Source organism: Methanococcoides sp. LMO-2, from assembly GCF_038432375.1.
Lineage (GTDB): Archaea > Halobacteriota > Methanosarcinia > Methanosarcinales > Methanosarcinaceae > Methanococcoides > Methanococcoides cohabitans.
In genome coordinates, this window is record NZ_JBCAUS010000006.1 from 122,063 (window position 1) to 135,268 (window position 13,206).

Here is a 13,206-nt window from a genome sequence, read left to right on the forward strand (position 1 = left end):
CTCCTCTTTTGAATTTATTAGTTAATTCCTGATCTAATTTTAAATTTCGCATTTTGTTTAATGCACCAAATATTCACGTAATTATTTCCTGCCATACTTACGGCATTCTTCCACAAAACTGTCCACAGGGAAAGAAGCAGGGTGTGCGTGCATGTAACTTGCAAGGGAATTGTGCTCTGTGATTCCATCCTTGCCGTTCATGATACCTTTCCCGCGCTCCATCTCATAGATAAGCCTTGAATCACTGTCGCACTCTGTGAGAGAGTAGTGGAACTCGTGCCCCCTGACAGGTCCTTTGATGAACTTACCTTTTGCAACACCGTGAGTATATCCAAGTGCCTGAAGTTTCTTTGTAAGGAGGGTCTCTGCTGGGAAAAGGTCTGCCATCTTGTAAACAACATCCTCTATCTCATAGGAACTGCAAAGGTACTGCAATCCACCACATTCACCATAGATCGGCATACCGTCTGCGGAAAGATCTTTGAGCTTCTTTGTGGTCCGGGATTTTTCAAGTTCGGCAATGTTCAGCTCAGGATAGCCACCGCCGAAATACATACCATCAACTTCAGGAATCTCGCCATCAAGAGGACTGAAGAACTCGATCTTTGCACCACATTTCCTGAACATGTCGAACATTTCTTCGTAATAGAAACAGAATGCAGCATCACGGGCAACACCAATGGTAACCTCTGACATGTCCTCGATACACCTTTCATCCTCAACCTCAGGTTTCTTTGGCTCGGAAGCAAGAGAAAGGATCGCATCGATGTCAACGTTCTCCTCAATGAACTCTGCGAGCTTGCCGACATCGTAGTCCTGCTCACCGGCCATGTGCAGGCCAAGGTGCCTTGAGGGGACCTTTACATCCTGGTTCCTTGGAACTGCGCCCACAACAGGAATGTCAGGAAGTACGTCCTTTATCATCTGAGCGTGACGCGGACTCCCCACCCTGTTCAGGATAACACCTGCAATGTTAACGTCTTTGTCGAACTCGGTGAAACCCTTGACTATGGCACCAGTGCTTCTGGACATACCATGAACATTTACGACCAGAATTACAGGAATATCAAGTGACTTGGCAACATGGGCTGAGCTGGCGATCTCCGTGGAGTTCATACCGTCGTACAGACCCATCACACCTTCGATAACGGAAATATCAGCGTCCTTGTAGCTGTTCTCAACAGTCCTTCGAACCCCTTCAACACCCATCATGAATGTATCAAGGTTCCTTGAGGACCTGCCGCATATGGCAGTGTGATGTGTAGGATCAATATAATCAGGACCAACCTTGTAAGGCTGTACATTCATATTCCTTTTCGTAAGAGCGGCCATAACACCCATTGCTACAGTGGTTTTGCCTACGCCGCTATGTGTTCCTGCAATTAGGACCGATCGTTTCATGCCTCTAATTGAGTTGGTTTTATATATATCCATTACTATTCCTGTTCATAACTTAATTCATTCTAGTGTATACGAACATGAAATCCTCAAAAGATCTTCTTACAGACAGGTTCGGCCGGACGGTCACAAGTCTCCGGATCTCACTTACCAACCGTTGCAATCTTGACTGCATCTATTGCCACAGTGAAGGCGACGAAGGTACCAGGAACGAGATGACAGTTGAAATGATCGCGCAGATAGTGGATACCGCGTCAAAGTTCGGCGTCAATAAGGTCAAGTTCTCAGGAGGAGAACCGCTCGTCAGGAAAGATTTTGAGGACATACTCAGGGCATTGCCAAAACTAAAGGATGTATCCGTGACCACGAACGGAGTACTGCTTAAAGGACGCGCACACGCCCTGAAAGAAGCAGGACTGGACCGTGTGAATGTCAGTCTTGACACCCTTGATCCTGAGAAATACGCCTATATCACACACGGAAGGCCGGAGGACCTTTATGAAGTGCTCGAGGGGATCAAAGCAGCCATCGATGCAGGCCTTACTCCGGTGAAGATCAACATGGTCCTTCTCAAAGGAATCAATGAGAATGAGATCGATGACATGCTGGATTTCGTCAGGGGTTACAGCGGCGACCTTGTGCTACAGATAATACAGGTAATGGACTTCAGGGACGGTGCCCAATATGACCTTGATGCCAAAAAGATCGAAGAGGATCTTGAAAGACGTGCAGATGATATAAGGATGCGGAAGATGCATCACCGTAAAAGCTATATCATCAACGGAGCAGAAGTTGAGTTTGTAAGACCTATTGAAAATGCGGAATTCTGCGCCAATTGTAACAGGCTCAGGATAACTGCAGATGGTAAGCTAAAGCCCTGCCTTCTGGTCAAGGATAACCTTATAGACTTCACAAATGCTAAGCAGGAAGAACTTCCTGAGCTACTGAGGGCCTCCATAGAACGCAGGATACCATTCTACACGAACTCTGAAGAAAAAAGGATCATTGAGAAAAAAACAATAATCGGAGATAGAAAAGATGGAAGTTGAACTTACAGTTGACGGCAATGATATTGAGATCAACCATTTTGTGCAGAAGATCCTGGGAGCAATGGCAAGCTCTTCAGTGGAGACACTTCATGGTGTCGATACCGACTGGAAGGACATCACGATCAAACTGAAAAAGTAAAACCAATATAGTACTGCCTTTCAATTCATCACTATCTTTTTTCATCGGGCTGAAAGTATCAGACCAGATGCTCTATATCTGAGAAATCGATCGGAGATGTTGCATCCAGCGAGATCGGTGTCACGGATATGTGACCGTTCTCAATGGCATTGACATCGGTACCCTCTTCCGCTTCATGGATCAGGTCACCTGTTATCCAGTAATATGAGGTTCCCCGTGGATCATGGCGCTCTTCGACATTGGTCTCGAAGAACTTGCGTGCAAGCTTTGTGATCTCCACTTCACAGTCATCTTCTGCAAAATGAGGGATGTTAATGTTCAGAAGGTCAACATTCTCAGGAAGGCCATCCTTCAATACTTTTTTTGCCACACGGTTAACAAACTTCACGCCCACATCAAAGTCATGCTGGAAATCCCTCAGGTCATCGAATTTCAGGCCCTCCTCAGTTACCTGGATGGAAGCAGCAATAGCAGGAACACCATAACTTGCACCCTCGAGTGCAGCTCCTACGGTCCCTGATGTCGTGATAGTGTCGGTACTTATGTTCTCACCAATGTTGAACCCGGAGAGGATCAGATCAGGCAGTCCCTTCATGATAGAAAAGATGCCCAGTATCACGGAATCCGTAGGGGTTCCGCCCACAGCATGCACATCTATGCCATCTATTGATGTACGGGTTATACGAAGTGGATCAAATATGGAGATCGATCGGCCCACACCGCTTTGTTGCATAGCCGGTGCTGAGACTGTGACATCGCCAAGGTCGGACACACTCCTGTAGGCTGCCCTTATACCGGCAGCATAGACACCATCATCGTTTGTGAGCAGTATTCGCTTTGACATCGGTGTTCTCATTGTCCTTTGTCGTATTATAGTTAATGGAACAAAAAAGATGAAAAAAGTAAAAAGAGATTTGGAGTGTGGACTTAAGGACAGATGAACAAAAACAATGTCATCAGGCAGGCATTATGCAAATACCGGATGAATGACAGAACAATATTACACGTCAAATAAAAGTTAGCGTGGTAGCTGATCGGATACCACTTCGGACCTCATCCTGTTGTAACTGACGTTAAAGTTATTACCAGGATAGTCAGAGAACTGACCGCCATTGACCTCGAGCTCCATTTCAGGAACATTGCCCTCAGCCTCAGCATCATCAAGTATCGGATCACAGAGATAGATCTGCAGATCCCCGGCTGCATCAAGGAAAACAGATGGCCGGACACCTGTATTGTCGTATTCTTCTACTGCGCCCCTGAAGACCAGGGACATATATTTGACTGCCTGCATTGTGATCATCTTTTCCTAACGTATAATAGCTAGTTTCTATGGACATGCATATAGCCGGTGTGTCCACGTTTTTTGCAGATAGAAAGCAAATATGTACACATAAAAAAGAGAAAAGAAATGAGCTGAAAGAAAAAGCAACATCATGAAAGGCAAAAAGGCAGGATATAAAATACGAAAATTTGTATTCACGATCAAAATGAGAAATTTATTTAAACTATTGAAGGATACGTGGTAGAACACATTATGTACTAACTATATTGCATACAGCATGATTACAAAATAACACTTACAGTTGGAATCATTATGCTTGAAGATGAATATCAAATCGATTTTTTCTCTGATAATGGATTTATCAGAAAACAGTGTCCCAAATGCGGTAAATACTTCTGGACACGGGACCTGGACAGGGAAACATGTGGAGACGCACCATGCGACCCCTATTCATTCATAGGCAATCCCGTATTCAAGAAAAAGATGGAACTTGCAGATATGCGGGAATCCTACCTCAAGTTCTTCGAAGAACAGGGACATACCCGTGTTGACAGGTATCCGGTAATTGCCAGATGGAGAGATGACATTTACCTTACCATTGCATCCATTGCCGACTTCCAGCCATTCGTAACATCAGGCCAGGTACCACCACCGGCAAACCCGCTTACCATTTCCCAGCCATGCATCAGGCTTTCAGACCTTGATGCTGTTGGAAGGAGTGGAAGGCACCTTACGACCTTTGAAATGATGGCACACCACGCCTTCAACAAGAAGGACAAGGAGATCTACTGGAAGGACCACACCCTTGAGCTGTGTGACGGACTTCTCAACTCCCTTGGCGCAGATCCAATGGCTGTCACATACAAGGAAGAGCCATGGGCAGGCGGTGGAAATGCAGGCCCATGTGTGGAAACACTTATCGGCGGACTTGAGGTCGCAACACTTGTGTTCATGGACCTGAAGCAGGACAAGAAGGGAAGCATCGACATCAAGGGAGACATGTATTCCAAAATGGACAACTACATTGTGGACACAGGATACGGACTTGAGAGATTCGTATGGGCATCAAAGGGTTCACCAACGATCTATGATGCGGTCTTCCCGGGCATCGTGAATGAGCTTATGGGACTTGCCGGGATCGAGCACGAGCTTGAGAACGAAGAGTACACCAACATCCTTTCACAGAATGCACGTCTGGCAGGCCTTATGGATGTCAGCGAGAAAGCAAACCTCTTCGAGCTGAGGAAGCAGGTCGCATCCAGTATAGGTACAACCGTAGAAAAGCTCAGTTCCATAATGGAGCCCGTGGAAAGCGTCTATGCGATCACAGACCACACTAGATGCCTCACATTCATGCTGGGTGACGGCGGAATCCCATCCAATGTCAAGGCAGGATACCTTGCAAGACTTGTCATACGCAGGACCCTCAGGATGATGAAGGACCTTGGTATCAAGATACCGATCTCCGAGATAGTAAAGATGCACATCGACAACCTTCCTGAGTACCCCGAGTTCCAGGAGAACTTCGACGTCATCGACGATATTCTGGTCCACGAGGAACGCAAGTTCGCAGATACCCTAGACCGTGGCAGGAGAATGATGGAAAAATCTGCAAAGCACTACAAGAAGAGTGGAGAGAAGATCCCTCTTGAGACCATCATCGACATGTACGACAGCCACGGGATCCCACCGGAAATATCAAAGTCCGTTGCATCAGAAGCAGGTGTGGAAGTAGACCTTCCGGACAACTTCTATTCACTGGTTGCTGACAAGCACAGCAAGTCCGAGGAGAAGGAAGAAAAGGTAATTCCATTTGCTGACAGGATCGTAAAACTGCCAAAGACTAAACGCCTGTTCTACGATGAGCCGAACAGGATGGAATTCGAGGGTGTCGTGCTTGACATCTTCGAGAACAATATAGTTCTTGATAACACACTGCTCTACCCCGAGGGTGGCGGACAGCCGGCAGACCACGGTTCATTGACCGTTGAGGATGTTGTGCTTAATGTGGTGGACACACAGATCTACGATGGCGTGGTGGTCCATACTATAGATAATATAGAGGACGAGCTCCACATCAGGAAAGGCGATCTGGTGGTAGGCAAGGTCGATGAGGAGCGCCGTATGGCACATGCAAGACATCACACCGCCACCCACATCATCAATGATGCTGCAAGAGAGGTCCTTGGAAGCCACATCTGGCAGGCTGGCGCACAGAAGTTCAGGGACAGGGCACGTCTTGATCTTTCCCACTACAAGCGTATCACCCAGGAAGAGCTGGACCAGATAGAGCTTATCGCAAACCGCACCGTTATGGAGAACAGGCGTGTGCTGAGCGACTGGATGGACAGGACAGAGGCCGAGCAGAAATACGGATTCCGTCTGTACCAGGGCGGAGTTCCGCCAGGAAAGATGATCCGTGTGATGCAGGTGGGCAATGACATCGAAGCATGTGCAGGCACCCACTGTACGAACACAGGTCTTGTCGGACCTATAAAGATCCTGAAGACCGAACGTATCCAGGACGGTGTGGAACGTCTTGAATATGCAGCAGGAGAAGCTGCTATCAAGGCAATGCAGGATCTAGAGTCACTTGTGCGCGATTCATCCGAAACACTCCGCGTGTCAGCAGAACAACTGCCATCCACCATCGAAAGGTTCTTCGAGGAATGGAAGGAGTTCAAGAAGGAGAACACGAGACTCAAAGAGGACCTTGCACACGCAAGAGTAAGCCAGCTGGTCACAGAAGCTGAGGATCTCAATGGCATAAAGGTCATCGCAAAGTCGATCACGAATGCAGACAGCGATGAGCTCACCAAGACAGCAGGTGAACTTACACAGGAAACCGATGTCGTCGCTGTGCTGATAAGCGAGATGAACGGTGTGAAGATCGTCGCAGCTGCCGGAGAGGACGCTGTAAAGAGCGGCATCAACGTAGGTGCAATAGTCAAAGAGATGTCCGCAATTGTCGGCGGTGGCGGCGGAGGCCGTCCAAACATGGCCCGCGGTGGCGGAACAGACGCATCAAAGATGGATGAAGCCCTGAACAGGAGTATTGAGCTTCTGAAAGAGCAGACCGAATGAACAATTGATTCACATTGAAGGCTTTGCTGTTTAAGGCGAGCCTTCTTAAATTTTATTTTTGGGCTTATTTTTAGTTTAGTTCATTCATTCATTCATTCATTCATTCGTTTATTTTCTGGATCCATCTAATTTTTAGTCAATTTAATTCATTTTTTCTTTTGTTTTACATTGAATTGCTAGCTGATGGAGTTCACTTTCGGAATTGACAGACCTTTTTATTACCAGCATAGCCAATATTTCTACCTTACCAGGAACAGGATAATGTCTGGAAAATAGACACAGATACACATCAAAAAAAGGAGGTTGATTTGAAAAGATTAATATTAGAAAAAAAACAATAGTAAGTACTGAAATTGTGAGGGTAAGATGTCTGCAGAAGAAACCGACGAGATCATGAGCACGCTTTGTAAGGAACTAACGACAAAGAATGCATTATTGTTAGCACCGGTCAATGTGTTCAGCGAGAGGATGATCTATTTCTACACATATTCTGCAATGAAGTGTGATCCTTCTCGTAATATTGTATGGCTTTGCCTGAAGACCTCAAGGAAACACGTGCTTGAAAGATTTGTGGAATATGGCCTGGAAGTCGAGGACCTTATGGAAAGAATATGGTTCATTGATACAGAAGGACCTGGAAAGAACGATCCGAACACGCTGTATTGTAATTCGGTAACAGACTACATCAGGATCGGGTCACATGCTTCGAAGATATTCGGCCAGAATCCCGGATCCATCCTTGTTCTTGATGACCTCACAGTACTTTCCAAGGACAACCTGCAGATCGTTGAGAATTTTATTAAATTCCTTGAAAGGACAGTTCGCGACAATCAGGGCAGCATAATCTCCATGCTTGGAAAAGGTGCCCTCCCAGGCGACACCGAAGGCCTCATGCGCTCCTTCTTTGACGTCATCGTTGACATCACGGAACAGGGAAAGATACATACCGATATCGGAATGAACAGCCTTGACCTGCAGTATTCCATCGTTGACGGAAAGATCGACCTGAGCTACGGCCAGCAGAAGATGAAAAAGGACAGGTTGAAGATCCTTGTCGTGGACGATGAGCCGGACATTCCTGAGCTCATAAGGCTCTCCCTTGCCACAGAACCCTATGATTTCATAATAGCATACAGCGGTGAAGAAGCCATAAAGAAGGCTACTGATGAACTTCCCGATCTTATATTGCTTGACATCATGATGCCGGACATGGACGGATACGAGGTCGTGGAGAAGCTCAAGCAGAAGAGCGATACAACCGATATTGCAGTCATAATGGTCTCTGCAAAGACAGAGGTCGAGGACAAGCTCAAGGGAATGAAGCTTGGAATCGATGATTATATCTCAAAGCCATTCGATAAGAGGGAGATCAATGCCCGTATCAAGATGGTCATGAAGAGATTCGGCTGGGAACCAACGGAAACAAGCTCCAGCTAAAACCTTCTTTTTTTAACTATTTTTATTCCGGACTAAAATCAGGCACATATCTTAGTTCCAACCAGATATGTTTAAATAATCTTAAGCCTCTCAATCTAACAAAATACACGATAACTGTTTAACTATCATTGGAGTGTTTTAATGGCGATTCCTAAAGAATACGACCCTCATGAAATAGAAGAAAAATGGCAAGACACCTGGGACATGTCAATGTATCACTTTGACTGGAAGGATGAGACCCGTCCACAGTACATAATAGATACACCACCACCATACCCAACAGGAAATTTCCACATCGGAAATTCACTCAACTGGTGCTACATCGATTTTGTTGCGCGATATAAGAGAATGCAGGGATTCAATGTGATGTTCCCCCAGGGATGGGACTGTCACGGCCTCCCTACCGAAGTAAAGGTGGAAGAGATCCACGGCATTACCAAGAACCAGGTCCCACGTACCGAGTTCAGGAAGATGTGCGAGGAAATGACCGTCGGCAACATCGAGAAGATGCGAGCTACAATGCTTCGCCTCGGGTTCTCCACTGACTGGAGCAATGAGTTCATCACAATGGAACCTGACTACTATGTCAAGACCCAGACATCTTTTGTCAGGATGAAGAACATGGAACGCTTATACCAGTCAGAACATCCTGTGAACTGGTGCCCAAGATGTGAAACAGCCATTGCTTTTGCTGAGGTCGAATACGATGCAAGGGACACAAAGCTTAACTTCCTGCACTTCGACAAACTTGAGATCGCCACCACAAGACCTGAGTTGCTTGCAGCATGTGTTGCAGTTGCCATCAACCCTGAGGATGACCGCTACAATGAGCACATCGGACAGACCGTAAAGGTCCCGCTGTTCGGTCATGACGTAAAGGTCATCGGTGACAAGGACGTAGATCCTTCATTTGGTACCGGTGTCGTTATGATCTGTACATTCGGTGACAAGCAGGATGTCAGATGGTGGGTAGAGCATGACCTTCCGCTGAGAAAGGCCATTGACAAGAACGGACGCATCACAGAGATCGCAGGCAAGTATGCAGGCATGACAATTCCTGAGTGCAAGGCAGCTATCATCGAGGACCTCAAGAAAGAAGGATACCTCTATGAGCAGAAGACGCTGGACCAGAATGTCGGAATGTGCTGGAGATGCAAGACACCTATCGAGATCCTGTCCGAGAGACAGTGGTTCGTGAAGATCGACAATGATGAGATCCTTGATACAGCTGATGAGATCCAGTGGCTCCCTGAGTACATGAAGGTCAGGCTCCAGAACTGGGCAGGCACCATGGAATGGGACTGGTGTATCTCACGCCAGAGGATCTTTGCAACCCCTATACCTGTATGGTACTGTAAGAAATGTGGAGAGGTTATGGTAGCAGAAGAAGAATGGCTTCCAATAGACCCTACACAGGAACAGCCACCAGTAGCATGTAAATGTGGTTCCACTGAGTTCGAGCCGGAAGAAGATGTACTGGATACCTGGATGGACTCATCCCTTACAGCACTGCACGTGGCAGGCTGGCTGACCGATAAGGAAATGAGGAACCCGACCCAGTTGCGTCCACAGGGACACGATATCATACGCACATGGGCATTCTACAGTATCCTGCGCTCAAAAGCATTGACCGACAAGAGACCATGGGATTCCATACTCGTTAATGGAATGGTACTTGGAGAAGATGGCCACAAGATGAGCAAGTCACTTGGAAATATCATCTCACCTGAAGAGGTCATTGCGAAATACAGTGCAGACTCATTCAGGCAGTGGGCTGCAGTGGGCGGCTCCACCGGATCAGATGTAATGTTCAGGTGGAAGGACGTTGTATCAGCATCCAGGTTCTTCACAAAAATGTGGAGTATCTACCGCTTCTCAATGTCACACCTTGAGGACAACATTTCCGAGATCGTGAACTACAAACCTGAAGACCTTGCCATTATCGACAAGTGGCTCCTGAGCAACCTTAACAGGCTGATCATGTCAGTTACCGAAAGCCTTGATGCATACCAGTTCGATGAAGCATACAAGTCAATCAGGGGATTCGCATGGGAAACCCTTGCTGACAACTATATCGAGCTTGTGAAGTCCAGGCTGTACGGAGATGACGAGAACGCACGTAAGGCTGCACAGTACGCACTGTACCAGGCAATCGATGCCCTCGCACGCATGCTTGCACCTTTCGCACCGTTCTTTGCCGAAGAGATGTACTCAAGACTCGGTGATGAAGGCAGTGTACATGCACAGAACTGGCCGGAAGTCAATGAGGCACTGATCAGTGAGGACATTGAGACGGAAGGAGAGCTCATCAAGGAGATCGCCGGAAATGTCAGAAGATACAAGTCCGAATCAGGTATGGCACTTAACGCACCTCTCGAGAAGATCGAGGTCTACGGCACACTTGAAGATGTATCCGACCTTACCGGTGTTACAAACTCAACCGTAGAGGTAATCGAAGGCGAGCCTGACTTTGAGCATGTTCCTGTGAACATCAAACCGAACATGGGCATCATTGGTCCGAAGTTCAGGAAGCAGGCAGGAGCTATCATCAAGACACTCACATCAATGGACCCTGTGGAAGTTGCTGACATCGCTTCAAAAGGCAATATTAACATAACAGTTGATGGCGAGGATATTGAACTTGAGCCTGAAAGCATCGTCATTGAGAAAGAGGTAATCTCAGCCGGCAGGGCTGTGGATGTCCTTGACGTCAACGGCACTGTCGTCGTGATAGTCCGCTGACCAAAACAGTTATTTTTGCCCCCGCTCTAGTTTTATATAACTAAAAGCGGGGGTTTTTTATGGCAGATAAAGAGTACAAAAAGATACTGATAGCTACCGACGGGTCTGAGAACGCACAGAAAGCTGCAATGTCGGGGGTGAAGATAGCAGCTTTGAGCGGTGCTAAGGTCATTGCCCTTTATGTTGTTGAGATGGAGACCGTAGGTGTTACTCCTGAAGCTGTCCACAGGGACTATGTAGCCTCAATGAAGCTGGCGGTCAGCGAACATATGACCAGAGAGCAATGGAGCGAGTTTGCCCGGGTTGCAGATGACATGTGGAAGACCGAGAGGCACAAGCATCTTGAAGAGAAAGGCAGTGCTGTTACATCCTATGTGGAAGAGCTTTGCAAAAAGATGGGTGCTGAGGTCGAGACCAGAATTGAGGAAGGCCATCCTGCAAACGTAATCCTTGATGTCGCAGAGAAAGAGAATGTGGACCTTCTGGTAATCGGCACACTAGGAAAGACCGCCGATGGCAGGTTCAGGTTTGGAAGTGTTGCAGAAAAGGTTATCAGGAACTCACCGACAGAACTTCTGGTCGTCAGGTAAGATATATTCTGAAAATTCTGAAGAAGAAAAAGAAGACAAAGGGAAAATTGGGAAAGGTTAGAGGAAACCTTACCCCTCAAGTACTGCAAGACGGTCTGAGATCTCAATGGCAATGCTTGCAACCTCTATTGCATCCCTTCCAAGGACACGTACCATTGGTTCTTTACCCATGCCACCTGCATCGGATATTATAGCAGGGACCCGGCCATATGAATCAATTGCATAGGTCACACCCCAGTCCATGGTGTGGGTGTGTTCAGGTTCTTCTGCGCGGCTAAAGGAAGACATTGTGAGTCCCATGTCCTCACAGATCGCCAGCACGTTCTGTGAATACTTTATGTTGACCGATGCACGAACTTCAGGATCGAACTCCATTGTCGCAAGCACGATCCTTGCGACATGGCTGCTTGCACCAAAGCCGACACATCCCACCACCTTTGGCCTTCCCTGAAGCCTGACGATCCTGCCGTTGACAGCAGCAACATCGGATACCCTCCTTGCGTGTGGAAGGGCCATTGCTATGTTACAGCCGACCTCTGCCACAAGCCTGCTAAAGTTAGGGCTGTCCTCAAGCATCCCCACAGCTTCCTCGGTATTAGCAAGAACTTCATCCTTTGTTGCCATCATCTGCATATAGCCCATCTGGTTCACAGGGGACACGCCTTTGCCGACGTTCCTGCTAAACAGAATACCGTATTCGACGAATTCCTTTGCTGCTATGGCAGCGTCCACGATGGAATAGCCTCTTGCAAGATAAGCAGTAAGTGCTGAAGAATAAGTGCATCCTGAACCATGTGTGCCACCCTCAATGAACCTGCCCGGGACCTCTGCAAAGAGATCACTTTCGGATTCATAGACAAGGTCCACAGCGTCAGAGTGACCTCCTGTGATCACCACGTTCTTTACACCAAGGGCAGCAATTGCCCTGGCAGCATCCTTAGCATCCTCATGTGAATTTATGGTGATCCCGGAAAGGACCTGCGCCTCACCAATATTTGGAGTGGTTGCATAGCTTACGGGCAGAAGTTCTTCTTTCAATACGGAAACAGCATCTTCATTCAGGAGTTCCCCTCCGGCCTCTGCGGCCATTACAGGGTCCACGATGATATGAAGACCGTATTCCTTCACGCTTCTCGCTACCTGCCTGACGATGTCGGCAGATGAGAGCATTCCTGACTTTGCCCACCTGACATCCATATCAGTACAGACAGCATCAACCTGGTCTGAGACGACCGAAGGTGGCAGTTCATATGCACTCTTTACACCGGTGGTGTTCTGTGAGGTTACAGAGGTTATGGCGCATGTGCCGTGCACATATAATGAACCAAAGGTCTTGATGTCAGCCTCGATACCTGCACCACCCCCGGAATCTGAACCGGCGATCGTCAATACAACTGGTGTTATGTCCATCTCGTCCATGTTACTGCCTTCTGTGATCATGAAACACAAGATTGGATTTGTTGAATAAAAAACAAGTGGTTA

General features: G+C 47.2%; 10 protein-coding genes. 6 read left to right on the plus strand and 4 right to left on the minus strand.

From position 1 onward, the window contains the following. Window positions 1–81: 81 nt before the first annotated feature. Window positions 82–1,401, minus strand: coding sequence for a cobyrinic acid a,c-diamide synthase CobB (locus WOA13_RS08225; protein ID WP_342127432.1), 1,320 nt, complete (start codon window positions 1,399–1,401; stop codon window positions 82–84). A 77-nt stretch (window positions 1,402–1,478) separates the two neighbouring features. Between WOA13_RS08225 and moaA the strand changes: the two genes are divergently transcribed. Further along, the gene (gene moaA, locus WOA13_RS08230; RefSeq protein ID WP_342127433.1) at window positions 1,479–2,447 is read left to right on the plus strand and encodes a GTP 3',8-cyclase MoaA; all 969 of its coding nucleotides are present in this window, start codon (window positions 1,479–1,481) and stop codon (window positions 2,445–2,447) included. Continuing rightward, complete coding sequence (locus WOA13_RS08235) at window positions 2,437–2,586, plus strand: hypothetical protein (RefSeq protein WP_342127434.1); 150 nt, start codon at window positions 2,437–2,439, stop codon at window positions 2,584–2,586. Before moaA ends, WOA13_RS08235 begins: the two co-directional genes overlap by 11 nt. Before the next feature lie 58 nt (window positions 2,587–2,644). Here WOA13_RS08235 and surE read toward each other — a convergent pair whose 3' ends face one another. Together surE and WOA13_RS08245 are read right to left on the minus strand one after the other, a co-directional pair. Further along, window positions 2,645–3,430: a 5'/3'-nucleotidase SurE gene (surE, locus tag WOA13_RS08240; RefSeq protein ID WP_419095415.1), complete on the minus strand. Its 786-nt coding sequence runs from the start codon at window positions 3,428–3,430 to the stop codon at window positions 2,645–2,647. A 174-nt stretch (window positions 3,431–3,604) separates the two neighbouring features. Then, window positions 3,605–3,880: a hypothetical protein gene (locus WOA13_RS08245; protein WP_048206305.1), complete on the minus strand. Its 276-nt coding sequence runs from the start codon at window positions 3,878–3,880 to the stop codon at window positions 3,605–3,607. 303 nt (window positions 3,881–4,183) lie between these two features. Here WOA13_RS08245 and alaS point away from each other — a divergent pair, with 303 nt between their 5' ends. From alaS to WOA13_RS08265, 4 genes are all read left to right on the plus strand, one after another. Next, window positions 4,184–6,955: an alanine--tRNA ligase gene (alaS, locus tag WOA13_RS08250; protein ID WP_342127436.1), complete on the plus strand. Its 2,772-nt coding sequence runs from the start codon at window positions 4,184–4,186 to the stop codon at window positions 6,953–6,955. A gap of 366 nt (window positions 6,956–7,321) precedes the next feature. Further along, a complete protein-coding gene (locus tag WOA13_RS08255; protein ID WP_342127437.1) occupies window positions 7,322–8,392 on the plus strand; it encodes a response regulator transcription factor in 1,071 nt (356 codons plus the stop codon). A 141-nt stretch (window positions 8,393–8,533) separates the two neighbouring features. Further along, window positions 8,534–11,134: a valine--tRNA ligase gene (locus WOA13_RS08260; protein WP_342127438.1), complete on the plus strand. Its 2,601-nt coding sequence runs from the start codon at window positions 8,534–8,536 to the stop codon at window positions 11,132–11,134. A 59-nt stretch (window positions 11,135–11,193) separates the two neighbouring features. Continuing rightward, entirely contained in the window at window positions 11,194–11,724 is a 531-nt protein-coding gene (locus WOA13_RS08265) for a universal stress protein (RefSeq protein WP_342127439.1), read from the plus strand. Between the two features lie 69 nt (window positions 11,725–11,793). Here WOA13_RS08265 and thiD read toward each other — a convergent pair whose 3' ends face one another. Further along, window positions 11,794–13,164, minus strand: a complete 1,371-nt coding sequence (gene thiD, locus WOA13_RS08270; protein ID WP_342127440.1) for a bifunctional hydroxymethylpyrimidine kinase/phosphomethylpyrimidine kinase — start codon at window positions 13,162–13,164, stop codon at window positions 11,794–11,796. Between the last annotated feature and the right edge of the window lie 42 nt (window positions 13,165–13,206).